Here is a 25,821-nt window from a genome sequence, read left to right as displayed (position 1 = left end):
TAACGCGCGACACGCCCAGCCCTTGCGTACCAAGGGCTGGACGCTCCCGCCGGATCATCCACCGATGTTGTAAGGATTCCTAGCCCACCGGCTCCACGGCCCCCGCGAGCCTGGCGCGTCGCGCTTCGCGGGGACGGCCGTCGAGCAGCGCCGCGGCCGTGAAGAACTCCACCCCGACCCCGATCGCGGCCTCGTCCACGTCGAAGTCGCCCCGGTGCAGATCCCGCTTCGCCGTCTCCCCGGGCGCACGGACACCCAGGCGCGCCATGGCTCCGGGGACGTGCTCCAGGTACCAGGAGAAGTCCTCGCCGCCCAGGCTCTGCTCGGTGTCCTCGACCGAGGCGGACCCGCACCGGGCGCTCATCGCCTCGCGCAGCAGTTCGGTGACCACCGGGTCGTTGACGACCGGGGGCACCCCGCGCACGTAGGTGATCTCCGACTTGGCCCGGTGCATCGAGGCGATCTCGTCGATGACCGCGTGGATCTGGTCGGGGGCCTCGTGCCAGGAGGCCAGGTCCAGGCAGCGAACGGTTCCGGACAGTTCCGCGTGCATCGGGATGACGTTGCACGCGTGCCCGGCCTCGATCCGGCCCCAGGTGATCGACATCCCCGAGCGGGCGTCCATCCGCTTGGTCAGCAGGGCGGGCAGGTCGAGGGCGAGCCGGGCGGCCGCCGTCACCAGGTCGGTGGTCAGGTGGGGACGGGCGGTGTGCCCGCCGGGACCCTCCAGGGTGACCTCCAGCCGGTCGCAGGCCGAGGTGATGGGCCCGGCGCGCAGGCCGATCCGGCCGGCGTCGACCCGGGGGTCGCAGTGCAGGGCGATGATCTTGCCCACGCCGTCCAGCACCCCGGAGTCGATGGCCTCGGTGGCACCGCCGGGCAGCACCTCCTCGGCGGGCTGGAAGAGCAGCCGCACCGGCCGGGGCAGCTCGCCGCGGCGGTCGAGCTCGGCGAGGACGAGGCCGGCGCCGAGCACCACGGCGGTGTGCACGTCGTGGCCGCAGGCGTGGGCGCGGTCCGGGACGGTCGAGCGGTACGAGACGTGCGTCTTGGCGTCCGGGATGGGCAGGGCGTCGATGTCCGCGCGCAGGGCCAGCATGGGGCGCACCCCGTCCCAGGTGCCCACGTCACAGATGAGCCCGGTGCCCGACTTGAGCACCCGCGGGCGCAGGCCCGCTTTCTCCAGCCGGGCCTTGATCGCCGCCGTGGTGCGGAACTCCTGGTGTCCTAGCTCGGGATGCATGTGCAAGTCCCGGCGGAAGGCGATCAGTTCGGCACGCAGGTGGTCCGGAAGCTTGCCGGGCAGCTCGGGCCGGTCGGGCGTGCCGGGCAGGGCGGTCTGGGACTCGCGGGACATCAACTGGTTCACCCGTTGAAGGGTAGGCCCACCCATGGGTCAACTGGCCGGAGATCACAAAAAGTTCATGCCGTTAGGGGAAAGAAACCCGGCCTCTGGACGCATGACCGGATGAAGGCGCGGGTAAACTCGCGCGCTCACTCAGGCCCTCATCCGGCCGCCGGAGCCGTCTGAGCAGGAAGTCTGTGCACATCACGGGCGGTTTCGGTGACTCCGGCGAGGAAACCGCGGGCCCGCTCCGAGGCCGACGCGGTGAGCCAGCTCGGATCGACATCGCATACCGCCACGGTCACGCCGGTGCCGATCAGGGCGTAGGGCAGGGTGTGGACCACCGTGGAAGGAAAACTGACGATGGTTCGGCCGACCGGTCCCCGCCGCGCGACCAGCTCCAGCGGCAGGTCCGGGCGTACGATCTCCAGCCCCGTGGCCTCGCTCAGGGTGCGCAGCTTCTCCGGGGACTCCCGGCGGTGGGCGAAGTAGCGGGTGGCCCCGTGCTCCAGGGTCAGGGCGCGCACCGCGTCCAGGTAGCGGTCCGGGTCGACCACGCCGGTCTCCACCAGCGAGGTCCCGACCAGGTCGGTGCCCTTGGTCAGGCGGGGCGGGCCGAAGCGGGCCCGGGTCCACGCGAAGTCGTTGAGCCGTACGGTCATCCCTCCGTGCGCGGTGACGGGCATCGAGCTGAACACCTCGACGCGACGGCGGCCGTCCGGGCCCGGGGTGAACCGCCGCCGGGCCGTGGCCGAGACCGGCGCGTACGCCAGCTCGCGCAGCCGGCCCGGGAGGCCTCCGCCGCCGACCCGGTGCCAGCGCACGAGGCGCTCGCCGCGGGCCGTCTGGGCGACGAACTCCATGGTCGCGGTGCCGTCGTCGACCACGACGAGTTCCTCGGCGCGGACGAGGGTGAGCAGGAGCTGTACGTAGCGGGAGAACGGGTCCCCTATGACCACCCGCTGGGCCGTCCGCAGGTCCCGCGCGAGCGCGGCGAAGGCCTTGAGCGGCGCGAACCGGCCGCCACGGGCCTCCTGCCACCACACCTCGTGCCCCTCGTCCCGGGCCAGCCCCGCCATCCGGCGCAGCTGCCCCCGGGACATGGGGTCGGTGGGCGGGAGCACCACGATCCGCAGACCCGGGACGGCAGCCGGCCCGGCCTCCCTGTCGTCCGCCCCGGGACCGGTACCGCCGCCGCGGGCCGGCTGGCGCGGGACGACTCCGAGGAGCCGCCCGCCGCCGTGGGCGTGCGCCCACTCCAGGACGTTGAGGAGCTGGACCGGGCTTTCGACGAAGGCCAGGGTCGGGGCGGGGGCTGAGGGGGTCACCGGATCTCTCCCAGGATGGACCGGGCTTCAGCCCGGAGAGGAATGGGTCCCGCCAGCGGGCGCGCGGAGCGTCGGAGTTCTCTTCGCATCTCTCGCGACCTGCGCCTTCTGGCGTTGTCAGTGGGCCGGTCCAGGTTGACCGCATGACGGCATCTCAGGAGGCGGAAGGGACCGGGCATGCCCGGTTCACCTACCGGCTTCGTGCGTCGTCGACCGCGGCACGTAGTCGCCATACCTGGTGGGGTGAGGGCAGCAGCGTTCCGCAGCAGCAGCTGATCAGGGACGGCCGTGTGCACCTTGCGGGCGGCATCGGCCCGACCGTGGTCTGGTCCCGAGACACCGGCCGCACGTGGGCCGCGACCGTGGTCCGCGACCACGACGCCCTCGCGGTGGAGGACTTCCCCCCGCGCTTCCTCGCCACGTCGACCACGGCCCGCAAGGCCGCTGACGCGGCGATCGGAGCGACCAGCGAAGGGAAACCGTGCGCGGCGCGGGGGCCCCGGTCCGGTGACGTCAGACGGCCGCGAGCTCCCCCTGGACGCGGCGCAGCTTCTTCATGGGGCCGAGCTCGGACGCGTAGACCCGCTTGATGCCGTCGCCCAGCGCGGTCTCGATGGTGCGGATGTCGCGGACCAGGCGGGTCAGGCCGCCCGGTTCCACGGAGGCGGCCTGGTCGGAGCCCCACATCGCGCGGTCGAGGGTGATGTGGCGCTCGACGAAGGTGGCGCCGAGGGCGACGGCGGCCAGGGTGGTCTGCAGGCCCGTCTCGTGGCCGGAGTAGCCGATGGGGACGTTCGGGTACTCCTCCTGGAGGGTGTTGATCACCCGCAGGTTGAGCTCCTCGGCCTTGGCCGGGTACGTCGAGGTGGCGTGGCAGAGCAGGATGGTGTCGCTGCCGAGCACCTCCACCGCGTGCCGGATCTGCTTCGGCGTGGACATGCCGGTGGAGAGGACGACCGTGCGGCCGGTGGAGCGCAGGGCGCGCAGCAGTTCGTCGTCGGTCAGCGAGGCGGAGGCGACCTTGTGGGCGGGGACGTCGAACTTCTCCAGGAAGGCGACGGCCTCGGTGTCCCACGGGGAGGCGAACCAGTCGATGCCGCGCTTGGCGCAGTGCTCGTCGATGGCGCGGTACTCGCTCTCGCCGAACTCCACGCGGTGGCGGTAGTCGATGTAGGTCATGCGGCCCCAGGGGGTGTCGCGCTCGATGTCCCACTGGTCGCGGGGGGTGCAGATCTCGGGAGTGCGCTTCTGGAACTTCACGGCGTCGCAGCCGGCTTCGGCGGCGGCGTCGATGAGGGCGAGGGCGTTGCCGAGGTCGCCGTTGTGGTTGATGCCGATCTCGCCGACGACGTAGACGGGATGGCCGGGGCCGGCGATGCGGGAGCCGAAGGTCCGGAGGCGGGGGGCGGGGGTGACCGTCATGGCAGGGCTGTCCTTCGGAGCGTGGGGTGTACGAGGAGGTACGGGTGCGGGCACTGGGGTGGGGAACGGGGTGTGGAGTGAGGGGCGGACCGAGGAGGAGACGGGCGCGGGGGCCGGTGCGGCGGCGGGAGTGAGTACGGGTACGAGGGCGCGGGCGCGGGCCAGGTCGTGGGGATCGTCGATCTCCAGCACCCGGGCCGGGTCGGTGGCGACCGGGACGGTCCGCCCGAAGAAGCGGTGGCGGGCGGTCCGGAAGCCGGCGGCGTCCATGGCGTAGGCGGCGCCGGTCTCCAGGAGGTCCTGGGGGCGGTCCTGACGGCGGGGGCGGTACGAGGTGTCGTGGTTGACCCCGGTGCCGGAGCCGTCGGGGGACGCCCGCCAGAGGAAGCCGTGGAAGGGGGCCGCGGTGAGCGCGGAGTCGGCGGCGCCGGACGCGACGGCGGCGGCGACGGACTCCACGTCGCAGGCGGTGACGAAGGGGCTGGTGCACTGCACGAGGAGGACGACGTCGACGGTGACGGAGTGCAGCTCCTCGAAGGAGTCGAGCGCGTGCAGCAGGGCGGCCTCGCTGGTGGCGGTGTCCCCGGAGATCCCGGCGGGCCGCCGCAGCACCACGGCCCCGGCCCCGCGGGCGGCGTCGCCGATGGCCTCGGAGTCGGTGGACACGAGGACGTCGGTGACGGTCGCGGCCCCCAGGCAGGCCCGGACGGCCCGGACCACGAGCGGCATCCCGCCGACGTCGGCCAGGTTCTTCCCGGGCACTCCCTTGGACCCCCCGCGTGCGGGGATCACGGCGAGCACCCTGGGCACGGCGCGGGCCTCGCGGAGGGATCCCGCGGTGGCCGCGGCGGGGACGGCGGCGGTCACGGCGGCAGCGGGGACGGCGGCGGTCACGGCGGCAGCGAGGACGGCGGCGGTCACGGCGGCAGCCGTGTCGGCGGCGGCAGCAGCAGCGGTGTCGAGCGCGGCGGCCGTCCCGCCTGCCGGCTTACGGGCGGCGCGCGCTCGGGCGGCGCGTGTACCGGCGGCGCGCGTAGCGGCTCCGGCCGCGCGGGGGCTCACAGCTCCCCCAGGCGGCGGATCACCGGCGCGACGCGCTGGACGCCGTGGCGGTAGGCCCCGCGGGCCGCTTCGCGCAGGTGGGCGCGGAGCCGGCGGCGCAGCCGGGACCCCCCGGCGGCGGTCCGGGCCGCACCGGGCAACGGGTGCCCGTCGGGGCCGAGATGGTGCCTGGCCAGGATCCCGGGCAGGTATCCCGGCGCGGAGTCCTGCGTGTAGTAGGGCGCCACGGGCGGGAGCGGGCCCCCGCCCAGCAGCTCCGTGAGGCGTGCCCGTGCGGCGGCGTAGGGGTCGTGCGCGCCGGCCGGTCCGGGCAGGGCCCCGGACGGGCTGCCCACGCCCTGGGCCGCCAGCCAGTCCGGATCGGCCTTCGGGAGCAGGCCCGCGTCGAGCTGGGTCCAGGAGGCCATGCAGCCGGAGCCCAGGAAGTGGTGGTTGCCGAGGGTCTCGCGGACGCCGAGGTCGGTCAGGACGGCCGTCGGGATGCCCCGGTGGAGGGATTCCAGGGCCGCCGTGGAGGAGACGGTGACCAGCAGGTCCGTGGTGTCCAGGACCTCGCCCATGTTCCCGTACACCAGACGGCAGTTGGAGGGGAGTCCGCCCGGGAGCTGCTCCGCGAGGCGCTGGTACGGGAGTTCCTCCAGGTGCGTGGTGTGCTCCCCGGGCCGGCTGCGCAGTTTGATCAGTACCTCGCGCCCGGGGTGCCGCCGGGCGTGTTCCGCGGCGCGGCGCAGCAGGTACGCGCGGTCCGCCCGGGTGTCCGGCACGGACGGCTGGACCGCGAAGACCACCCGGTGGGCGGTGTCACCCACGACCTCGTAGGACTGCCCGTCGGCCGGCGCGAGGAAGGGCAGGGCGCTCTCCACGACGGCCCCGGCTTCGGCGCCGACTCCCTCGTAGACCGCGCGGAACCGCCCTGCGTCGTGGCGGGAGTTGGCGAGGACCAGGTCGGCCCCGTGGCGCAGCAGCAGGCCGTCTGCGAGCTTCTCGTAGACGACTCCGACGTACCCGGTGACGAACACCGGCCGCGCGGCCGGCTCCGGCCACAGGGCCCGGGCCCCGTGCAGGACGGCCTGGACGGCGCCGCCGACCAGGGCGAGGACGACGACGTCGTAGGGGTCGCGGGACTCCCGCTCCGGCGCGCGGAGTTCGGCGAGGAACTGCGCGCAGGTGACCTCGGTGAGCCGGTCCGCCGTCACGCCGACCTCGCCGAGCTGGCGCGCGGTGGGCGTGGCCCGGCCGCGGAGCAGGTAGCCGGTCAGGTGGACGGCGTCCGGCTCCGGGGCGAGACGGCGCGCGGTGAGCGCTCCCCATTTCCAGCGGGTGTCGGAATCGGCGAGTACGGCCACACGGAGGGCGCGGTTGCTTGCTGGCACCCGGCAGAAGTTATTCCGGCTTTTCGGTGATCGGCCCAACGACCGCACAACAGCGGGTTAACAACCCGTCGACTCGACGCGACAGCGTGCGGGTTAACACTCCCGCCGTGCGTCGTTCACGTGGAATCCGCGTCCGGGCCACAGTCGATGACGAGCGGCGCCCTAATGTCTCGCGAGTGCTCAAGCTCTCTGTTGTCGTGCCGTTCTTCAACGTGCAGACGTATGCGCCGGATGCCCTGAAAAGCCTCGAACTCAATGCTCGCGACGATTTCGAGTTCCTGCTCGTCGACGACCGCTCCACGGACGGGACGCCCGCCCTCCTGGAGCGGGCGGCCCGCGAGCTGCCCGGCGCCGTGCACCTCAGACACGAGCGCAACGGCGGCCTGGCGACGGCGCGGAACACCGGTCTGGACGCGGCCCGCGGCGAGTACATCGCCTTCCTGGACGGCGACGACTGGCTGGCACCGGGCCATCTGGCCCGCACGCTGGCCGCCATCGAGGCCCTGAAATGCGATTTCGTCCGTACCGACCACGTCCAGTGCACGGGCAGGACGCGCACCGTGCAGCGCGTCCCCTACGGGCCCGAGTCGGTGGTGGCCGATCCGCGCGGCGCGATCCTGCCCGTCACCCGCGCGACCTCGGTGGACTATCCGTACGCCTGGGCGGGGATGTACCACCGGCGGCTGCTGGACCGCGGGCTGCTGCACTTCACGGACGGCCTGCGGACGGCCGAGGACCGGCCGTGGATCTGGCGGCTGCACCGCGAGGCGGATTCCTTCGCCCCGGTCGGTCTGCCCGGAACCTTCTACCGTCGAGGGGTTTCCACCTCGCTGACACAAATCGGCGACGAGCGGCAGCTCGATTTCATTCGGGCATTCGATCAGGTCCTTATCGAAACTGCCGCCGACCGGGAATCCGATCTCCTCCTCCCGAAGGCCGTCCGAACATATTGTGCAATTATCGCGCACCATGTCGGGTCCATCGAAAGGTTCGAACCAGCCGTGGCCAGAAAACTCCGCTCGATGAGCACGGCCGCACTCGGCAGAATGCCCCAGCAGGTCCTGGACCGGACCCTGGACACGATGGACGCCGATCGCGCGGCCCTGCTCCGCCGGCTGCGCCGGCGCGCCACGGCCGCATCCGCCCCCGCGGCGCCCGCCGGGGTGACGGCGTGAACGTCACCCAGATCTTCCTGGCCTCCACCCTCTACGGCACGGCCACCCTCGCCGCCGCCCTCGACGCGGGCCTCTTCCCGCCCGCCGGCCGCCGGATCCTGCTGACGAGCAACCACGCCGTCACCGCCGAGATCACCCCCGGTCTGACCGCCGCGCCCGGCTTCGCCGCCCTGAGCACCCGCTTCGACGAGGTCCTCGACTGGAACGCCGTCATCGCACCGCAGCACCCCAGCACCTGGAGCCCGCGCCCCGACGACGTCCCGCTGTGGGAACGCCAGTTGCGCTCCTCCTGGGGGCTGGGCACCGACCGCGTCGAGCTGATCGTGGAATCGCTCCAGGTGCCGCCCGCCCAGAGCCTGTGCCGGCTCTTCCCCGGGGCGGCCATGGAGGTCTACGCCGACGGGCTGATGAGCTACGGTCCCACCCGCTTGCGCCTCGACCCCGCGCTCGGGATGCGCGTACGGCGGGTGCTGCACCTGGACCTCGTACCGGGCCTGGAGCCGCTGCTGCTGACCGAGTTCGCAGTACGGGCCGAGGCGATCCCGGCCGCCGCCTTCCTCAAGGTCATCGGCGAGCTCGAAGCGGCGGCCCCGCCCCCGTTGCGGCTGCCGCCGGCGCCGGACGGCACGGGCGCCGAGGCCCCCGCGCTCCTGCTGGGCCAGTACCTCTCCGCCCTCGACCTGGTGCCGGCCGACGAGGAGGAGGAACTGCACGGGGAGATGGTCCGCGGCGCACACGCGCTGGGCCACCGCGAGATGGTCTTCAAACCGCACCCCAGCGCGCCCGCCGGCTACTCCCGCCGGGCGGAGGAGGAGGCCGAACGGCTCGGCGTGCGGCTCACCGTGCTGAACACCCCGGTGCTCGCCGAGACCCTCTACGAGGGCCTGCGCCCGGCGCTGGTCGTCGGCTGCTTCTCCACGGGACTGCTGACCGCCGCCACCCTGTACGGGATCCCGGTGGCCCGGACCGGCACGGGAGCCGTGCTGGCGCGCCTGTCCCCGTACCCGAACAGCAACCGGATCCCGCTCGTGCTGGCCGACGCCCTGCTGCCCGACCTCGCGGACCCCGCGGCCGTACGCTCCTGGACCCCGCCGGGACCCGAACGGGTCGCGGCCGAGCTGGCGGGCCTGGTCACGGCGGTCGGCTTCACCATGCAGCCCAAGATCCTGGCGGAGCACCGCACGGCGGCCGAGCGCTGGCTGGGCGCGCACCTGACCCCGGACACCTGGCGCTACTTCACCCGCGGCCGGCTGACCACCCTGGGCCTGCCCGGCGGCCTCCCGGCGCAACTGTCCTTCCTGCCCCGCAGCCGCGCGGCCCGCCGGGTGGCCCGGCTGCTGCGCAGGGCGGTCGGCTAGGCCGTCTCCTTCCGATCCTGCCCGGCCCGCGCCGGGCGCCCGGCCGGATCAGCTCACGGCGAGCTTCGCCGCGAAGCCCAGGAACAGCACGCCCGCCGCCGAGCTGGCCCCGGCCGCGAGCCGCTTGCGGCGCCGGAACGTGGCCGCCAGGCGGTTCCCGCCGAAGATGAGCGTGGTCAGGTAGAGGAAGCTGGCGATCTGCATCAGGCCGCCCAGCAGCAGGAAGGACAGTGCCGGGTAGGCGTATGCGGAGTCCACGAACTGCACGAAGAAGGACATCAGGAAGAGGATGGCCTTCGGGTTGAACACGCTGATCAGCAGCGCCCGCCGGTAGGGCCGCTCCGTCTCACCGGCCTTCACCTCGGCGGCGGCCACGGGCGCCTGAGGGCCGCCCCCGCCGGCCCCCGCGCGCTCGCGGCGGGCGCGCCACATGGTCCACGCGCCCCGCAGCATGCCGATGGCGAGCCAGGTCAGGTACCCGGCGCCGAGCAGTTTGACGATGCCGAACAGCATCGGGCTGGTCTGCAGCAGCGCCCCGGCGCCGACCGCGGCCAGGGTCATGAGCAGGGCGTCTCCGGTGAACACGCCGGCGGCGGCCCGGTACCCCTGGCGGACCCCGCCGCGCGCGGCGACGGAGAGCACGTAGAGCGAGTTCGGACCCGGCAGCAAAATGATCAGCACCAGGCCGGCGAGATACGTCGGAAGATCTGTGACACCCAGCATGTGCAGGAGTGTCCCATGAGGACACACCTGTCGCGCCAGTCGATTTCACGGACCGGGACGGAATCGGAATCAACCCTGGTCACCAGCCGGAATCAGCTGGCACGTACGTCCCCCACACCTCCCGCAGCGCCCCGCACACCTCCCCCACCGTGGCCCTGGCGCGCAGCGCCTCCCGCATCGGATAGAGCACGTTCTCCGTGCCCGCCGCCGCCTCCCGCAGCGCCGCCAGCGCCTCGTCCACGGCCGCCCCGTCGCGCCCCGCCCGCAGCGCGGCCAGCGCCGCCCGCTGCCGGTCCTCGATCGCCGGGTCCACCCATAGCGGTTCGTACGGCTCCTCCTCGTCCAGCGCGAAGCGGTTGACCCCGACCACCACCCGCTCGCCGCTCTCGGTCTCCCGGGCGATCCGGTACGCGTTCCGCTCGATCTCCTCCTTCTGGAAGCCCGCCTCGATCGCGGCCACCGCCCCGCCCATCGCCTCGACCCGCGCCATCAGGTCGAGGGCCGCCGCCTCCAGCTCGTCCGTCATCCGCTCCACCGCGTAGGACCCGGCGAAGGGGTCCACGGTGTGCGGCACGTCCGTCTCGTACGCCAGCACCTGCTGGGTCCGCAGCGCGAGGCGGGCCGACTTCTCGGTGGGCAGCGCGATCGCCTCGTCGAAGGAGTTGGTGTGCAGCGACTGGGTGCCGCCGAGCACGGCGGCCAGCCCCTGCACGGCGACGCGGACCAGGTTCAGCTCCGGCTGCTGCGCCGTCAGCTGCACCCCGGCGGTCTGGGTGTGGAAGCGCAGCATCAGCGACTTCGGGTCCCGGGCCCCGAACTCCTCGCGCATGACGCGGGCCCAGATCCGGCGGGCCGCGCGGAACTTCGCGACCTCCTCCAGGAGCGTGGTGCGGGCGACGAAGAAGAACGACAGCCGGGGTGCGAACGCGTCGACCTCCATCCCGGCGGCCAGCGCGGTCCGGACGTACGCGATCGCGTCGGCCAGCGTGAAGGCGATCTCCTGCGCGGGCGAGGCCCCCGCCTCGGCCATGTGGTAGCCGGAGATGGAGATGGTGTTCCACCTGGGGAGCTCGGCCCGGCAGTAGCGGAAGACGTCGGACGTCAACCTCAGGGAAGGGCCGGGCGGGAAGATGTAGGTCCCCCGTGCGATGTACTCCTTCAGCACGTCGTTCTGGACCGTGCCGGTCAGCAGGGCGGGCTCGATGCCCTGTTCCTCGGCGACCAGCTGGTAGAGCAGGAGCAGCAGCGCGGCCGGCGCGTTGATCGTCATCGACGTGGACACCCGGTCGAGCGGGATCCCGTCGAACAGCACCCGCATGTCCTCGACCGAGTCGATCGCGACGCCCACCTTCCCGACCTCGCCGTGCGCGAGCGGGGCGTCGGAGTCGTGACCCATCTGGGTGGGCAGGTCGAAGGCCACGGACAGCCCGGCCGCGCCACCCGCGATGAGTTGGCGGTAGCGGGCGTTGGACTCGGTGGCCGTACCGAAACCGGCGTACTGGCGCATGGTCCAGGGCCGTCCGGTGTACATGCTCGGGTAGACGCCCCGGGTGTACGGGTACTCACCCGGCTCCCCCAGCGCGGTCCCGGGGTCCCAGCCGGCGAGGTCGCCCGGACGGTAGACGGGCGCGATCGGGATCCCGCTCTCGGTGTGCCGCTCCATGTGACGCGCTCCTTCGTGGATCCGAGGGGCCCGGGGCTGATAAAACGTCCCCGCGGCTACCGTGCGGCAGCCGCTGGTCACAATGGCGCAACATCGCGGCAGTCCCTGCAACTGACCACGCCCGCGTCGCATCACCTAGATACACACGTAGAAATCGGGGGACCGCTATGCACCGCCAGAGAGTAATAGTCCGCGCACTGGGCCTGGCCACCGCCGTCGCGCTTGCCGCGACCGCCTGCGGGCCGCAGAAGACGGAGTCCACGGGCTCCGGTTCTTCCGCGCCCGCATCGCCCACGGCGGTCGCCTCTCCCGACGCCTCGCCGTCCACGGACGCAAAGCCGGGCGACGCCTCGCCGTCGGCTTCCGCGTCCGCGTCGCCGTCGCCCTCGGCCTCCGCCTCCGCCTCGCCCTCGCCGACCGTGAAGCAGGTCATGGCGAACGGCGACGACAGCGAGCTGGTCCGCGAACTGCAGGCCCGGCTGCGTCAGCTCAAGCTGATGACGGTCGCTCCGACCGGCTTCTACGGTTCGAAGACGACCGCGGCGGTCAAGTCCTTCCAGTCGAAGAACGGCCTGTCCGCCACCGGCGGTGTGGACGAGCCCACCTGGAAGAAGATCCAGAAGGCCACGAAGAAGCCGACCCCCGCCGAGCTGCGCCCGCCGACCGTCAACGAGCCGGACGCGCCCGACGCGCGCTGCATGACGGGCCGGGTGATGTGCATCAGCAAGGAGAGCCGCACCCTCGCCTGGATGATCGACGGGAAGGTCGTCTCCACGCTGGACGTGCGCTTCGGCTCGGAGAACACCCCGACCCGCGAGGGCGAGTTCAAGGTGGAGTGGAAGGCCAAGGACTGGACTTCGACGATCTACCACACGCCGATGCCGTACTCGATGTTCTTCAGCCGGGGCCAGGCCGTGCACTACTCGGCGGACTTCGCCGCCCGCGGATACGCCGGCGCCTCGCACGGCTGCGTGAACGTCCGGGACAAGGCCAAGCTGGCGACGCTGTTCGACGCGGTGAAGGTCGGCGACAAGGTCGTCGTCTACTGGTGATCCGCCGGAGGCCTGGCAGAGGGGCCCGGCGCAGGGGGCCCGGTCCGGGCGTCCACGGTCGGAAGTTGAGGGCGCGGGCGGGATCGGGGGAACGAATCCCGCCCGCGCCGGTTGCGCAGAGCCCAGGGGTACGGGGGGAACCCCGGCTCATGCGCGGCCGATGACCAGTCGGCTCGTTATGTACTGCGTCACCGGTTCGAAAAGTGTTACAGCGGGGGTCCGAACCGTTTCAGGCCAGTGTCCGGTACCCGCTCCTCAGCGCTGGGGGCCCGTGTCCGGAGGCTTCGGCGAGGCCGTCCCGGCCGGGGTCAGCTCCAGCGAGCGCGACGGGGAGTCCGAATCGGAGCCCCGGTCCGGCGGGGAGTCCGGCAGGTCTGCGCCCGATCCTCCGCCGGTGGCCACGTCGAGCACCATCTGGCAGTAGCGCGGAACCCGCAACAGCCCCTTGGCCAGCCGTACGAGCCGCTCGCGGCCGGCCTCGTCGATCTTCCCCGACCGGTAGTCCCGGCACAGCTCCTCGGCTCCGGTGCGGCTTCCCCGGTCCCGGTCCGAACCCTCGCCGGTGCCGGTCGTCGCTCCGTCCGTGCCGCCCTGGAGGGACCGGTCTCGGCCGTCCCTGCCGCCGGTCGAGCCGCTCGCGGACGGTTCACCGCCGGTGCCGCCGACGGCCCCGGTGACGCCGTCGGGTCCCGTCGTCGTACGTCCGTCCGTGCCCGGGGTGCCGCCCGGGCTCGGGCTGCCGCTCGGGCTCTCGCCGTCGCCCGGCTCGATGGTGCGCAAGGGCGCGAAGGGTGTCGCGTGCCCGTCGGCCGCCGAGCTCCCGGAGGAGGTGCCGGCCGACACCGAGACGGCCGGCACCCGGCCGGCGGTGTCCCGGGTGTCCCGGTCCAGCAGTCCGGTGCCCGCGGCGGCCGCAAGGCCGCCCACGGCGACGCTCGCCACCGCGGCCGCGAGAGTGAAGCGGACGGGCCGGCCGCGCCGGGACCGGTGTCCGGCCGGGCCGGCCGGCGGGCCGAGCTCGACCACCGTGTCCGCGGAGCCGAACAGCGCGGTGTCGGGAGCCCGCGTCTGGAGGTCCGCCTGGAGTACGGAGCCGCGCGCGCGGAACGCGGCCACGGCGTCGGCCTCTCCGCGCAGTTCCCCGGGCTGCCCTCCGGCGGCCGCGGGCGGCGGCTCGGCCAGTGCCTCCAGGGCGGCGCGCAGCCGCTCGGCCCGGGCCCGGGCCCGGGGGTCGGCGCCAGGTGCGGCCGGTTCTCCGCGCAGCAGTCTGTCCGCCGCGGCTCTGTCCAGCCACCTGTCGCGCTCGTCGGCCATCACATGTCCTTCTGCGTCCGCCAACGTGAATGCGTCACACCGGTTTGTTCTACGAGGCCCGCGGCGCGGGCCCGCTGCGCCGGTACCGCCTCGAGGTCCCGCCCGCCCCCGGCGCCCCGTGCGCGACTCCCGTCATTATCGCCGAGGCCGCGCCGGCGTCCGGAGCCGGCGCCCACGGCGGAGCCGATGCCGGCCTCGGGGTCGGAATCCGGGTCGAAGTCCTCGTCCGCTCCGAGCAGCTCGGCGAGCTTCTTCAAGCCCCGGTGCGCGGCCGTGCGTACCGCGCCGGGGCGCTTGCCCAGGGTCTCGGCGGCGCTCTTGGCGTCCAGGCCGACGACCACCCGCAGGACGACGGCCTCGGCCTGGTCCTGCGGGAGCTGGGCTATGAGTTCCATGGTGCGGCAGGTGGAGAGGGACTCCATGGCCTCGCCTGCGGTGTCGGACTCGGCGGCGTGGCCCGTCAGCTCGGTCTCGTCGCCGCCGACGGCGGGCCGGCGCCCGCGCATCCGTATGTGGTCGAGGGCGCGGTTGCGGGCGATGCGGGCCGCCCAGCCGCGGAAGCGGTCGGCGTCGCCGGTGAAGGAGTCGAGGTCGCGGGCGATCTGCAGCCAGGCTTCGGAGGTGACGTCCTCCGCGTCGCCGTCTCCGACGAGCGTGCGGACGTATCCGAGCAGGCGCGGGTGCACGGAGCGGTACACAGAACGGAACGCGAGCTCGTCGCCGTCTTGTGCCGCGAGCACCGCGGTGGTCAGCTCCGCGTCGTCCCCCAGCAAAATCCCCAACCCGTTCACAGTCCCGTTTGTGTGGCGCAAATCAGCACGTTACGGCTTTCAAGCACCTTCGTCCACGAGTTGTACAACGCGCAACCATCCCTGCGCGGAGCGAGGTGTGACACAAAACGCACCGAAGACGCTGACAGGGGTGCGGGCTTGTCGCACGAGCCCGCGACGGATGGCGGCCGGGGCCTCTCCTGTGGGGGGTGGCGGCCTCGGTCGCCCTCCCCTTTTCCTTCGCCCTCGCGGCCATCATGCCCCGGCTTCCTGTGGGCGCCCCGAGCGGCCCGGCACCCCGTCCGACATGCGCTCTCGTCATCCTTTCGGCTCACTTCCGAGTGAAAATCAAGAATGGGTACGACACACCCGGCTCCGCGTCGATAGCGTGGCGGGACACCCGCGCCACGCCACCAGGAGCCCCTCGCTGTCCAGCCACCTTCCGGCACAGGCCCGCGGAGGCTGCGACCCTTCCCACGGCTCCCACCTCCTCCACGGCGCCGATCCCTTCCGCGACGCCGCCGACGCCGGGCTCGAACGGTTCAACGCCCTGCCCCCCGAAGTCGCCCACTCCGCCCTGCTGCACTGCTGCGGCAGCCGGCGCTGGGCACACCGGGTCGCCGCCCACCGCCCATACCCCGACTTCGGCGCGCTACTCGCCGCAGCGGACGAAGCTTCGTACGACCTTTCCCAAGCGGACCTCTCCGAGGCACTGGCCTGCGAGTTCCCGCCGGAGCTGGAGCACGGGGCCTCCTACGCCGCGCTCCTCGCGCTCGACGCGGCGCACGCGGAGTACGAGCGGACGTACCGCCACGCCTTCGTGATCTGCCTCGACGGGACCACCCCGGAGGAGCAGGCGGACCAGCTGCTGGCCGCGATCCGGCGGCGGATGGAGCTGGACGTGGACGAGGAGCGCGCGATCTGCGCGGACGAGCTCCGTCGCGTCGCGCAGGTCCGGCTCGCCGACCTGACAGACTGGCTGACCTCGGCGGATGGGGTATCTGCTGCCGAATTCGGTCTATTCGCCCCTGTGGGATAGTCCGTCCGTGCCTGTTTGATCACACCGATGGCCCCCGCGCGAGGGAACCGACAAAGCGTCGCTACGATGTCCGGGGCCGGAGGACCGTACCCGGCCGGGCCCGACCGACAAAGAAGCCGGCTGGCCCCCGCCCCGCTTCCGGAGGGTTTTCCGTGCCGGCTGGAACGTTGTACCGCGGCCGGGAAGGAATGTGGTCCTGGGTGGCTCATCGAGTCACCGGCGTCCTCATTTTCTTCTTCCTGTTCGTACACGTCCTCGACACCGCTCTCGTCCGCGTCTCCCCCGAGGCGTACGACGATGTCGTGGCTACCTACAAGACTCCGATCGTCGCGCTGCTGGAGTACGGCCTCGTCGCCGCAATCCTGTTCCACGCGCTCAACGGTCTCCGTGTCATCGCCGTGGACTTCTGGTCCAAGGGCCCCCGCTACCAGAAGCAGATGCTCTGGACCGTGGTGGGCATCTGGGTCGTGCTGATGGTCGGGGCCCTTTACCCCGTCCTCGGACACGCTTACCTCGAACTCTTCGGGAAGTGACACGCATGTCTTCTGACACTTCTTTCGAAAAGGGCATCGGTGACGTGGAGGGCGTGTCCCTCTACGACGTCGACAACCCGGCGCCGTACATCGAGGCGCCGCGCAAGCGCACCAGCAAGACCCCGCGCTCGACCCGCGGCAACTTCGAGATGGTCGCGTGGCTCTTCATGCGCCTCTCGGGCATCGTGCTCGTCGTCCTGGTCCTCGGCCACCTGCTGATCCAGCTCGTGCTGGACGGCGGGGTCTCCAAGATCGGCTTCGCCTTCGTGGCGGGCCGCTGGGCCTCCCCGTTCTGGCAGGGCTGGGACCTGCTGATGCTGTGGCTCGCGATGCTGCACGGCGCGAACGGTCTGCGTACCGTCATCAACGACTACGCGGAGCGCGCCAACACGCGTCTGTGGCTCAAGGGCCTGCTCTACACCGCCACGGTGTTCACCATTCTTCTGGGCACGCTGGTGATCTTCACCTTCGACCCGAACATCCGCTAGGCAACGGGGCTGAGGCGAAACCAATGAAGATCCACAAGTACGACACCGTCATCGTCGGGGCGGGCGGCGCAGGCATGCGCGCCGCCATCGAGTCGACGAAGCGCAGCCGCACCGCCGTGCTGACCAAGCTCTACCCCACCCGCTCCCACACGGGCGCCGCGCAGGGCGGCATGGCCGCCGCGCTCGCCAACGTGGAGGACGACAACTGGGAGTGGCACACCTTCGACACGGTCAAGGGCGGTGACTACCTGGTCGACCAGGACGCCGCCGAGATCCTGGCGAAGGAGGCCATCGACGCGGTCCTCGACCTCGAGAAGATGGGCCTGCCGTTCAACCGCACCCCGGACGGCACCATCGACCAGCGCCGCTTCGGCGGCCACTCCCGCAACCACGGCGAGGCCCCGGTCCGCCGGTCCTGCTACGCCGCGGACCGCACCGGCCACATGATCCTTCAGACGCTGTACCAGAACTGCGTCAAGGAGGGCGTGGAGTTCTTCAACGAGTTCTACGTCCTGGACCAGCTCCTGGTCGAGGAGGACGGCGTCAAGAAGTCGGCCGGCGTGGTCGCGTACGAGCTCGCCACCGGCGAGATCCACGTGTTCCAGGCGAAGTCCGTCATCTACGCCTCCGGCGGCACCGGCAAGTTCTTCAAGGTGACCTCCAACGCGCACACCCTCACGGGTGACGGCCAGGCGGCCTGCTACCGCCGCGGCCTGCCGCTGGAGGACATGGAGTTCTTCCAGTTCCACCCGACGGGCATCTGGCGCATGGGCATCCTGCTGACGGAGGGCGCCCGCGGTGAGGGCGGCATCCTCCGCAACAAGGACGGCGAGCGCTTCATGGAGAAGTACGCGCCGGTCATGAAGGACCTCGCGTCCCGTGACGTCGTCTCGCGCTCCATCTACACCGAGATCCGTGAGGGCCGCGGCTGCGGTCCCGCCGGTGACCACGTGTACCTGGACCTGACGCACCTGCCGCCGGAGCAGCTCGACGCGAAGCTCCCGGACATCACCGAGTTCGCGCGCACCTACCTGGGCATCGAGCCGTACACGGACCCGATCCCGATCCAGCCCACCGCGCACTACGCCATGGGCGGCATCCCGACGAACGTCGAGGGTGAGGTCCTCGCGGACAACACCACCGTCGTCCCGGGTCTGTACGCGGCCGGCGAGGTCGCGTGCGTATCGGTGCACGGCGCGAACCGCCTGGGCACCAACTCGCTGCTGGACATCAACGTCTTCGGCAAGCGCTCGGGCATCGCGGCGGCCGCGTACGCCCACGCCAACGACTACGTCGAGCTGCCCGAGAACCCGGCGCAGCAGGTCATCGACCTGGTCGAGCACCTGCGGGCCTCCACGGGCAACGAGCGGGTCGCGGACCTGCGCCTGGAGCTCCAGGAGACGATGGACGCCTGCGTCATGGTGTTCCGCACCGAGCAGACGATCAAGACCGCGGTCGAGAAGATCGCGGAGCTGCGCGCGCGCTACAAGAACGTGTCCGTCCAGGACAAGGGCAAGCGCTTCAACACGGACCTGCTGGAAGCCATCGAGCTGGGCAACCTGCTCGACCTGGCCGAGGTCATGGCCGTGTCCGCGCTGGCGCGCAAGGAGTCCCGCGGCGGTCACTACCGCGAGGACTACCCGAACCGCGACGACGTCAACTTCATGCGCCACACCATGGCGTACCGCGAGGTGGACGACAACGGCCAGGACTCGGTCCGCCTGGACTACAAGCCGGTCGTCGTCACCCGCTACCAGCCGATGGAGCGTAAGTACTGATGGCCACCCCGACCCTCAGCAAGACGGACCAGATGGAGGCGGCCGCCGCTGCCTCGCCCTTCATCACGGTCACGTTCCGGATCCGCCGGTTCAACCCGGAGATCTCGGACGAGTCGACCTGGCAGGACTTCCAGATCGAGATCGACCCGAAGGAGCGCGTGCTCGACGGTCTCCACAAGATCAAGTGGGACCTCGACGGCACGCTGACCTTCCGCCGCTCGTGCGCGCACGGCATCTGCGGCTCCGACGCGATGCGGATCAACGGCAAGAACAGGCTCGCCTGCAAGACGCTGATCAAGGACATCAACCCGGAGAAGCCGATCACGGTCGAGGCCATCAAGGGCCTGACGGTGATGAAGGACCTCGTCGTCGACATGGAGCCCTTCTTCCAGGCGTACCGGGACGTCATGCCGTTCCTGGTCACCAAGGGCAACGAGCCGACGCGCGAGCGCCTGCAGTCCGCCGAGGACCGCGAGCGCTTCGACGACACCACCAAGTGCATCCTGTGCGCCGCATGCACGTCCTCGTGCCCGGTGTTCTGGAACGACGGCCAGTACTTCGGCCCGGCGGCGATCGTCAACGCGCACCGCTTCATCTTCGACTCGCGTGACGAGGCGGGCGAGCAGCGCCTGGAGATCCTGAACGACAAGGACGGCGTGTGGCGTTGCCGCACGACCTTCAACTGCACCGACGCGTGCCCGCGAGGCATCGAGGTCACGAAGGCGATCCAGGAAGTGAAGCGGGCCCTGATCACCCGCCGCTTCTGATTTCTTGACGCGCCCCTCGCGGCGCTCGGCCCTGGCGGGCCCGCCGCCCCGCGGCGGCCCGGGCCGTCGACCGCACGAAGGCCCCGCCCCCGGTGTTCGCACCGGGGGCGGGGCCTTGCGCGTACCGGCGATCGCCCTACTGGCCTGCCGAGGGCTGTGGAATCATCGGGCACATGAGTGAGCAGCAGCCGAACCCGAACCCTTACGCGAGCGACCCGGGCCAGGGCGACGAGTACAAGTGGGGGCCGGGGAGCCCGAGTTACGGCTACCCGCAGCCCTACCCGCAGCCCCCGGCCTACCAGCCGACCATCGGCGGAGCGGGCATTGCGGCCCAGATGCCGCCGATGGGTCCTGCGGGCTACCCGGCCGCCGGACTCTCCCTGGGCGACATCACGATCGCCGGGGACCAGATCATCACCCCCTCGGGCCCGATGCCGCTCAGGGGCGCGATCTGGAACGCCACCGACTTCTCCCGGACGGAGGAGAAGATCCCGGCGCACGCCATCGTGCTGGCCGTCATCTTCTTCCTGTTCTGCCTGCTCGGCCTGTTCTTCCTCCTGATGAAGGAGCGCCGCACGACGGGCTACATCCAGATCACCGTCAACAGCGCCGGCCGCCACCACTCCACGATGATCCCCGCGGTGGACCCGGGGACCTACATGTGGGTCATGAGCCAGATCAACCAGGCGCGCGCGCTGAGCATGTGAGTCCGGCCGGGCGGGAATCCGATGGCGGGGCGGGGGCAGGTCCACGAGGATCGGCGGATGATCCTTTCTCATGATGTGGACGGTCCCGCCGACGCTCCGGCCGTCGTCCTGCTGCACTCCTCCGTATGCGACCGGCGGATGTGGGAGCCGCAGTGGCAGCCGCTGCTCGCGGCCGGATACCGGGTGGTCCGGGCGGACTTCCGGACCTGCGGAGACTCTCCCGCCGCCGAGGCCCCGTACAGCGATCACGGGGACGTCCAGGCACTTCTGAACCATCTCGGCATCCGCCGGGCCGCCTTCGTCGGCAGCTCCTACGGCGGGCGGGTCGCGCTGACGCTGGCCGCGCTGCGTCCGGAGCTGGTGAGCGCGCTGGCGCTGCTCTGCCCCGCCCGGCCCGCGCAGCGGCGCGGTCCCGCGCTGCTCGCCTTCAATGCCGCCGAGGCCGCCCTGCTGGACGCCGGCGACCTGGAGGGCGCGGCCGAGCTCAACGCCCGCCAATGGCTGGGCCCGGAGGCCGGCGAGGCCGTGCACGCCCTCGTACGGACCATGCAGCTCGGGAACCTGCAGGGCGCCATGGCCGCCGACGGGGACCACGAGCTCCCCGAGCCCGCCTTCGAGCCTGCCGCCATCACCGCCGCCGTCCTCGCCGTCGGCGGTGCGCACGACATCCCCGACTTCCGGGACGTCCCCGCCGAGCTCCCCTCCCTCGTGCCCGGCGCCGTCCACGTCGAACTGCCCTGGGCCGGCCACCTCCCCTCCCTCGAACGCCCGGAGGAGATCAACCGGTTGCTGCTGCCCTTCCTCTTCGAGGCGGTCCTTTCGGGACGCTGACCCGGCCGGGCGCACCGATTCGCTTGAACCTGTTCAAAAAGAGGTCTACAGTCAGTGCCGTCAGCAGTTGAACACGTTCAAAGGGGCTGGGGACAATGGACCTCACCGTGGTCGCGTACGTCATCTACCTGCTCATCAGCATCGGACTCACCGTCTGGGTGGCCCGCACGCTCAGCCGCAACGGCCGCGTCTTCATCGGCGACGTCCTCCAGGGGAACGAGAAGCTCGCCGACGCGGTCAACCAGCTCCTGGTGGTCGGCTTCTACCTCGTCAACATCGGCTTCGTGACCCTCTACCTGCGGTCGGCCGAGGAGATCGTCGCGGCCCGCGGACTCTTCGAGGCCCTGTCGGTCAAGCTCGGAGTCGTGCTCCTGGTCCTCGGCTTCATGCACCTCGGCAACGTCTGGGTGCTGAACAAGATGCGCCGCCGGGGAATCATGGAGCGTCAGCAGACCCCGCCGGTCGCCCCGCAGGGGTGGACCGCGCCCGCCGGGGCCTGATCCCGGTGCCCGCCACCCCGACCCGGCACCTGACGGTGCTGTACGACGCGAACTGTCCGCTCTGCGTACACATCCGGCACTGGCTGCTCGGCCAACGATGGCTGGTACCGCTCCGGCTCATCCCCGCGGCCTCCTTCGAGGCGCAGCGGCGCTACCCGCAGCTCGACCACGCCTCGACGCTGAAGGAGATCACCGTCATCGGCGACTCCGGACAGGTGTGGACCGGGACGGACGCCTTCATCGTCTGCCTGTGGGCGCTGGCCGAGCACCGGCCGAAGGCGAACTGGCTGGCCACCCCGGCCGGCCGGCCCTTCGCCAGAGCGGCCATGTACACCGCCTCCACCTGGCGCGAGGCCGTGCGGGACAACTCCTCGGCGAACGGCGGGGAACCGGCCTGTGCCGACCAGTGTTCCGCGCCCCGATAGGCTCAGACCGTGACTGATCAGAAGGCTCCCAAGAGCGAGCAGACCCGCACGCTCATCCTCGAAACCGCGCTCCGCCTCTTCCAGGAGCGCGGCTTCGACAAGACGACGATGCGCGGTATCGCCAAGGAGGCCGGAGTATCGGTCGGCAACGCCTACTACTACTTCGAGTCCAAGGAGCACCTGGTCCAGGGCTTCTACGACCGGATCGGCGCCGCCCACCTGGCGGCGGTCCGGCCGATCCTGGACAACGAGACCGACCTGCAGAAGCGGCTCGCGGGCGTATTGACCAGCTGGCTGGACATCGCGGCGCCGTACCACGAGTTCGCCTCGCAGTTCTTCAAGAACGCCGCGGACCCGGAGAGCCCGCTCAGCCCGTTCTCCCCGGAGTCGGAGGCGGCCCGCAAGCAGGCCATCGACATGCACCGCGAGGTGCTGGCGGGGGCCAGGACCAAGGTGCCGGACGAGCTGGCCGACGTCCTGCCGGAGCTGATGTGGCTCTCGCAGATGGGCCTGGTCCTCTACTGGGTCTTCGACCGCTCCCCGGACAGCGAGAAGACCCGGCGGCTCGCCCAGCGCGGCGCGCAGCTCACGACCCGGGGCATCATCCTGGCCCGGTTCCGGGTGCTGCGGCCGCTGGTGCGGGAAGTGCACGAGCTGTTCACGGACTTCCTGCCGGGCATGGCCCAGACGGCCGTGTCCCGGCCGGGCCGCAAGCGGGCCTCCGACCCGGACGCGGGCCCGGAGGAGGGGCCGCAGGAGGGCCCGTGACGGAGCCCGCACACGGGCCCGGACCGCGGCCCCGGTCCTACAGCCAGTTGAGCTCCCACAGGCGCCATACGCCGGTGCCGTCCGAGAGGTACTGGGCGCCCGCGACGGCATCGCGGGACATCACGTAGTCCTTCTTCTGCCAGATCGGCATCATCGGGACCTGCTGCGCGACCAGCTTCTGCAGGTCGCGGAAGTCCTCGGCGGCGGCGCCGCGGTCCGAGTAGGACTGGGTGCGGGTGATGAGGGCGTCGACGTTCTTGTCGGAGTAGCCGTTGTTCATCGAGTTGTCGGCGCCGACGAGCGGGGCCAGGAAGTTGTCCGCGTCCGGGAAGTCGGCGATCCAGCCGATGGTGTAGGCGTCGAACTCGCCCGCCGCGTAGGCCTTCTGGAAGTCGCTCCACTTCTCGACGGGCTCGATGGTCAGCTGGAAGAGGCCGGTGGACTCCAGCTGCGCCTTCAGCTCCTCGGCCTCGGCGACGCTCGCGCCGCGCACGTTGACCCCGAGGGTGATCGCGACGGGGGTCGTGATCCCGGCGTCCTTGAGCAGCTTCTTCGCGTGGAGCCCGTTCGGTGAGGGCCAGGCGTCGAAGAACGGCGTGCTGTGCCCGGCGATGCCCGCCGGAACGAGCGAGTAGAGCGGGGTGACGGTGCCCTTGTAGACCTCGGTCGCGACCTTGGCCCGGTCCACGACGGCGGCGACGGCCTGGCGGACGGCGGGCTGGGCCACCGGGGAGCCCGGGCGGAGGTTGAAGACCATGCTGCGGATCTCCGTGCCGCCCGAGGCCTGGTACCGGGTGTCCTCCAGGCCCGGGTTCAGGTCGGCCAGGACCGCCGGGGGCATGTCGCGGTGGGCGACCTCGATCCCGCGGTCGGTCCAGGCCTGCTCCAGCTGCGCGGAGTCCTTGAAGTACTTCACGGTGACCGCGCTCTTGGAGACCTTGCCCTGGCCCTTGTACGAGGTGTTGGGCTTGAGCTCGGCGCTCGTGCCGGCCGTGTAGCCGGCGAGGGTGAAGGGGCCGGAGCCGTCGACCTTCTCCTCCGTGCGCAGGGCCTTGGCCGGGTACTTGTCCTTGTCCACGATCGAGGCGGCGCCCGTCGCGATCTTGAACGGGAAGGTGGCGTCCCCTGCGGAGAGTTCGAAGGTGACCGTGCGGCCCTCGGCCTTGACCGACTTCAGGGTGTTGAACAGCGGCGCCGGGCCCTGGTCGGAGTTGATCGCCTTGATCCGGTCGAAGGAGTGCTTGACGTCCTCGGCGGTGATCGCCCGGCCGGAGGAGAACTTCACGTCCGGGCGCAGCTCGCACTGGTAGGTGGTGAGCTTGTCGCCGATGAAGTCGCAGGAGGAGGCCGCGTCGGGCACCGGGGTGTCCGAGCCGCGGTCGATGGTCAGCAGCGACTGGTAGACGTTGCTGAACAGCGCCCAGGAGCCCGCGTCGTACGCCCCGGCGGGGTCGAGGGAGGAGACCACGTCACTCGTGCCGACGCGGATGGGCTCCCCGCCGCCGGCCGCCTGCGGCAGCAGCTGCCACGCGGCGACGGAGCCGACGCCGAGGACCAGCCCGGCCGCGATGACTTTCGAGCGGACAGACCGCAACATCCTTGACTCCACCCCACGTGGGCGCTGACCGGAGTCTGCGACCCGTTATCCGATTATCGGTCACATCCCATCATGGAATTTCGGCCTCGGGAAGGCCGATTCATGGCGTGGCGTTGGCGGTTCGGGCGGTTCAGGCCTGATATGAGGCGAGTTCGACGACTGTGATGTCCGACGGCGCGCCGACCCGGACCGGCGGCCCCCAGGCACCCGCACCGCGCGAGACGTACAGCTGGGTGTCGCCGTAGCGCTCCAGCCCGGCGACGGTGGGGTTGGCGAGCTCGGCGACGTACTCACCGGGCCACAGCTGGCCCCCGTGGGTGTGGCCGGAGAGCTGGAGGTCGGCCCCGTACCGGACGGCCTCGTCGATGACCACGGGCTGGTGGGCGAGGAGTACGGCGCTGCGGGCGCGGTCCCGGTCGCCGAGGGCCGCCTGGAAGTCCGGGCCGTGGCCCTCGCTCTCGCCCGCGATGTCATTGACCCCGGCGAGGTCGAAGTACGGGAGTTCGCGGCGCGCGTTCTCCAGCGGGGTGAGGCCGAGCTCGCGGACGTGGTCGACCCACTGCTGGGCGCCGGAGAAGTACTCGTGATTGCCGGTGACGAAGTACGAGCCGTGGCGCGCCCGGAGGCCGCGGAGCGGTTCGGCCGCGGGGGCGAGGTCGTGGACGCTGCCGTCGACGAGGTCGCCCACGATGGCGATGAGGTCGGGCTGCGTGCGGTTGATGGTGTCGACGATGCGGGTGGTGTGGGCGTGGCCCAGGATCGGGCCGAGGTGGATGTCGCTGACCACGGCGATGCGGAAGCCGTGGGCCGCGCGGGGGAGCTTGGCCAGCGGGACCCGGACCCGCTTGACGCGGGGGCCGCGGAGGACTCCGTACGTGCCGTAGCCGACCGTGCCGGCTGCGGCGGCGGCGGCCGTGCCGGCGGCGATCCGCGCGAAGCGCCTGCGACTGACGCCGGGTGCGGTGGGCTCCGCCGGGCCGGCCTGCGCCGGGTGCTGCCCGGCGGCGGCCGCGGGCTCGGCGGTGGCCGCGAGGGTGGCCTGCGGCGCTGCTCCCCTCTCCGCCCCTTCCCGGGAGCGGGACTCCGCCCCGGACCCCGTCGCGTCCGCGCCTGCGGCGGCCGGGGCGCTGCGGGGCCGCGCCCCGGGGCCCGCCTGGGCCGCGCCCGCGGAGGCTGCCTGGGGCGCGGCCCTGTCCCGGCGGCGGAGCCACAGGACGCGGACGGGCTCGGCCACCAGCATGGCCAGGGAGAGGTACATGAGGACGGCCAGCCACATGTAGCCCGGCCAGGCGACCGTGCGCTCCAGCCAGAAGGGGGCCCCCGCGCGGCCCGCCACCAGGGCGGCCAGGGACAGGAGCGGGAGCGCGAAGGCCAGGGCGGTGCCCGTGCGGCGGACGCGGCCGCCGGGGGCGGTGGTGTCGCGGACCAGGCGGATCCAGAGCCAGCGGTGCACCAGGACCAGGAGGGTCACGACCAGCAGGGCCACGACCGCGAAGAGAACGATCCTCATGCGCCCGCCTCCGTACGTGATTCACGCCGCAGCGCCCGCACCCCGCGCAACCCGATCACTCCGACGGCCGTCCCCAGGAGAAAGGACGCCACCGCCAGGAGAAGGTGGACCCAGAAGTACCCGGTCGGGTCCCCCGCGTCGTCGAAGGCCAGACCGCTGCCGTCCTTCCACAGGTTCCGGACGAAAGACACCCAGATGAACCAGCTCCACACGCCGAAGGCGAGCAGGAACCAGGAAGCGGCGCGGCTGAGTTTCATGAGCCCAGTATCGGTTTCGTCCCCAGGACGGACGCG

24 protein-coding genes and 2 pseudogenes are annotated in these 25,821 nt (G+C 71.7%); 14 read left to right on the top strand and 12 right to left on the bottom strand.

What is annotated here, in order from left to right; all coding sequences use genetic code 11:
• Window positions 1-79 precede the first annotated feature (79 nt).
• Together ABZY57_RS16770 and ABZY57_RS16765 are read right to left on the bottom strand one after the other, a co-directional pair.
• Complete coding sequence (locus tag ABZY57_RS16770) at window positions 80-1,357, bottom strand: amidohydrolase (RefSeq protein ID WP_356512519.1); 1,278 nt, start codon at window positions 1,355-1,357, stop codon at window positions 80-82.
• Window positions 1,358-1,506: 149 nt separating this feature from the next.
• Window positions 1,507-2,673 (bottom strand): hypothetical protein, encoded by a 1,167-nt coding sequence (locus ABZY57_RS16765; protein WP_356512497.1) that lies wholly within the window; start codon window positions 2,671-2,673, stop codon window positions 1,507-1,509.
• A gap of 332 nt (window positions 2,674-3,005) precedes the next feature.
• Between ABZY57_RS16765 and ABZY57_RS16760 the strand changes: the two are divergent.
• Window positions 3,006-3,140: pseudogene (locus ABZY57_RS16760) on the top strand (RNA-guided endonuclease TnpB family protein); the annotation flags it as partial.
• A 46-nt stretch (window positions 3,141-3,186) separates the two neighbouring features.
• On the opposite strand, the gene ABZY57_RS16755 reads toward ABZY57_RS16760, so the two are convergent.
• The 3 genes and pseudogenes from ABZY57_RS16755 to ABZY57_RS16745 form a co-directional block, all read right to left on the bottom strand.
• Window positions 3,187-4,095, bottom strand: a complete 909-nt coding sequence (locus ABZY57_RS16755) for an N-acetylneuraminate synthase family protein (protein ID WP_356512517.1) — start codon at window positions 4,093-4,095, stop codon at window positions 3,187-3,189.
• Window positions 4,096-4,533: 438 nt separating this feature from the next.
• Window positions 4,534-4,887, bottom strand: a pseudogene (locus ABZY57_RS16750) (transferase); the annotation flags it as partial.
• Window positions 4,888-5,153: 266 nt separating this feature from the next.
• Window positions 5,154-6,530 carry a DUF6716 putative glycosyltransferase gene (locus ABZY57_RS16745; RefSeq protein ID WP_356512495.1) on the bottom strand — a complete coding sequence of 459 codons (1,377 nt, stop codon included), beginning with the start codon at window positions 6,528-6,530 and terminating at the stop codon, window positions 5,154-5,156.
• Between the two features lie 176 nt (window positions 6,531-6,706).
• Between ABZY57_RS16745 and ABZY57_RS16740 the strand changes: the two genes are divergently transcribed.
• A complete protein-coding gene (locus ABZY57_RS16740) occupies window positions 6,707-7,705 on the top strand; it encodes a glycosyltransferase family 2 protein (RefSeq protein WP_356512493.1) in 999 nt (332 codons plus the stop codon).
• Window positions 7,702-9,063 (top strand): polysialyltransferase family glycosyltransferase, encoded by a 1,362-nt coding sequence (locus ABZY57_RS16735; protein ID WP_356512491.1) that lies wholly within the window; start codon window positions 7,702-7,704, stop codon window positions 9,061-9,063. The genes ABZY57_RS16740 and ABZY57_RS16735 overlap by 4 nt, the downstream gene beginning before the upstream one ends.
• A 48-nt stretch (window positions 9,064-9,111) precedes the next feature.
• On the opposite strand, the gene leuE is transcribed toward ABZY57_RS16735, so the two are convergent.
• Together leuE and ABZY57_RS16725 are read right to left on the bottom strand one after the other, a co-directional pair.
• Window positions 9,112-9,786 (bottom strand): leucine efflux protein LeuE, encoded by a 675-nt coding sequence (leuE, locus tag ABZY57_RS16730; protein WP_356512489.1) that lies wholly within the window; start codon window positions 9,784-9,786, stop codon window positions 9,112-9,114.
• A gap of 79 nt (window positions 9,787-9,865) precedes the next feature.
• Window positions 9,866-11,449: a methylmalonyl-CoA mutase family protein gene (locus ABZY57_RS16725; RefSeq protein ID WP_356512487.1), complete on the bottom strand. Its 1,584-nt coding sequence runs from the start codon at window positions 11,447-11,449 to the stop codon at window positions 9,866-9,868.
• Between the two features lie 167 nt (window positions 11,450-11,616).
• On the opposite strand from ABZY57_RS16725, the gene ABZY57_RS16720 reads away from it, so the two are divergent.
• On the top strand, window positions 11,617-12,501 hold the full coding sequence (locus ABZY57_RS16720) for a L,D-transpeptidase family protein (RefSeq protein WP_356512485.1): 885 nt from the start codon (window positions 11,617-11,619) through the stop codon (window positions 12,499-12,501).
• 255 nt (window positions 12,502-12,756) lie between these two features.
• On the opposite strand, the gene ABZY57_RS16715 is transcribed toward ABZY57_RS16720, so the two are convergent.
• Together ABZY57_RS16715 and ABZY57_RS16710 are read right to left on the bottom strand one after the other, a co-directional pair.
• The gene (locus ABZY57_RS16715) at window positions 12,757-13,815 is read right to left on the bottom strand and encodes a hypothetical protein (RefSeq protein WP_356512483.1); all 1,059 of its coding nucleotides are present in this window, start codon (window positions 13,813-13,815) and stop codon (window positions 12,757-12,759) included.
• Window positions 13,815-14,588 (bottom strand): RNA polymerase sigma factor, encoded by a 774-nt coding sequence (locus ABZY57_RS16710; protein ID WP_356512515.1) that lies wholly within the window; start codon window positions 14,586-14,588, stop codon window positions 13,815-13,817. Before ABZY57_RS16710 ends, ABZY57_RS16715 begins: the two co-directional genes overlap by 1 nt.
• 385 nt (window positions 14,589-14,973) lie before the next feature.
• Between ABZY57_RS16710 and ABZY57_RS16705 the strand changes: the two genes are divergently transcribed.
• From ABZY57_RS16705 to ABZY57_RS16660, 10 genes are all read left to right on the top strand, one after another.
• Complete coding sequence (locus tag ABZY57_RS16705) at window positions 14,974-15,624, top strand: 2-oxo-4-hydroxy-4-carboxy-5-ureidoimidazoline decarboxylase (RefSeq protein ID WP_356512481.1); 651 nt, start codon at window positions 14,974-14,976, stop codon at window positions 15,622-15,624.
• A 152-nt stretch (window positions 15,625-15,776) separates the two neighbouring features.
• Complete coding sequence (sdhC, locus tag ABZY57_RS16700) at window positions 15,777-16,157, top strand: succinate dehydrogenase, cytochrome b556 subunit (protein ID WP_266880720.1); 381 nt, start codon at window positions 15,777-15,779, stop codon at window positions 16,155-16,157.
• A 5-nt stretch (window positions 16,158-16,162) separates the two neighbouring features.
• Window positions 16,163-16,645 carry a succinate dehydrogenase hydrophobic membrane anchor subunit gene (locus tag ABZY57_RS16695; RefSeq protein ID WP_250744034.1) on the top strand — a complete coding sequence of 161 codons (483 nt, stop codon included), beginning with the start codon at window positions 16,163-16,165 and terminating at the stop codon, window positions 16,643-16,645.
• Window positions 16,646-16,668: 23 nt separating this feature from the next.
• Window positions 16,669-18,423: a succinate dehydrogenase flavoprotein subunit gene (sdhA, locus tag ABZY57_RS16690; protein WP_254382516.1), complete on the top strand. Its 1,755-nt coding sequence runs from the start codon at window positions 16,669-16,671 to the stop codon at window positions 18,421-18,423.
• Entirely contained in the window at window positions 18,423-19,190 is a 768-nt protein-coding gene (locus ABZY57_RS16685) for a succinate dehydrogenase iron-sulfur subunit (protein ID WP_250744036.1), read from the top strand. The genes sdhA and ABZY57_RS16685 overlap by 1 nt, the downstream gene beginning before the upstream one ends.
• Before the next feature lie 173 nt (window positions 19,191-19,363).
• Window positions 19,364-19,897, top strand: coding sequence for a hypothetical protein (locus tag ABZY57_RS16680; protein WP_356512478.1), 534 nt, complete (start codon window positions 19,364-19,366; stop codon window positions 19,895-19,897).
• A 57-nt stretch (window positions 19,898-19,954) separates the two neighbouring features.
• The gene (locus ABZY57_RS16675) at window positions 19,955-20,728 is read left to right on the top strand and encodes an alpha/beta fold hydrolase (RefSeq protein WP_356512476.1); all 774 of its coding nucleotides are present in this window, start codon (window positions 19,955-19,957) and stop codon (window positions 20,726-20,728) included.
• Window positions 20,729-20,823: 95 nt separating this feature from the next.
• The gene (locus ABZY57_RS16670; RefSeq protein ID WP_356512474.1) at window positions 20,824-21,228 is read left to right on the top strand and encodes a hypothetical protein; all 405 of its coding nucleotides are present in this window, start codon (window positions 20,824-20,826) and stop codon (window positions 21,226-21,228) included.
• Complete coding sequence (locus tag ABZY57_RS16665) at window positions 21,225-21,653, top strand: DCC1-like thiol-disulfide oxidoreductase family protein (protein ID WP_356512513.1); 429 nt, start codon at window positions 21,225-21,227, stop codon at window positions 21,651-21,653. Before ABZY57_RS16670 ends, ABZY57_RS16665 begins: the two co-directional genes overlap by 4 nt.
• 9 nt (window positions 21,654-21,662) lie before the next feature.
• Complete coding sequence (locus ABZY57_RS16660; protein ID WP_356512472.1) at window positions 21,663-22,421, top strand: TetR family transcriptional regulator; 759 nt, start codon at window positions 21,663-21,665, stop codon at window positions 22,419-22,421.
• Window positions 22,422-22,458: 37 nt separating this feature from the next.
• On the opposite strand, the gene ABZY57_RS16655 is transcribed toward ABZY57_RS16660, so the two are convergent.
• The 3 genes from ABZY57_RS16655 to ABZY57_RS16645 all read right to left on the bottom strand — a co-directional run bounded on the left by ABZY57_RS16655 (window position 22,459) and on the right by ABZY57_RS16645 (window position 25,785).
• Complete coding sequence (locus ABZY57_RS16655) at window positions 22,459-24,015, bottom strand: ABC transporter substrate-binding protein (RefSeq protein WP_356512511.1); 1,557 nt, start codon at window positions 24,013-24,015, stop codon at window positions 22,459-22,461.
• A 133-nt stretch (window positions 24,016-24,148) separates the two neighbouring features.
• A complete protein-coding gene (locus tag ABZY57_RS16650) occupies window positions 24,149-25,528 on the bottom strand; it encodes a metallophosphoesterase (RefSeq protein ID WP_356512470.1) in 1,380 nt (459 codons plus the stop codon).
• The gene (locus tag ABZY57_RS16645) at window positions 25,525-25,785 is read right to left on the bottom strand and encodes a hypothetical protein (protein WP_356512468.1); all 261 of its coding nucleotides are present in this window, start codon (window positions 25,783-25,785) and stop codon (window positions 25,525-25,527) included. Before ABZY57_RS16645 ends, ABZY57_RS16650 begins: the two co-directional genes overlap by 4 nt.
• Window positions 25,786-25,821: the final 36 nt, after the last annotated feature.

The organism is Streptomyces sp. NPDC006450 (assembly GCF_040612195.1).
Classification (GTDB): Bacteria; Actinomycetota; Actinomycetes; order Streptomycetales; family Streptomycetaceae; genus Streptomyces.
Note: the sequence above shows the minus strand (reverse complement) of the source record. Positions and strands in the feature narration are given on the sequence as shown.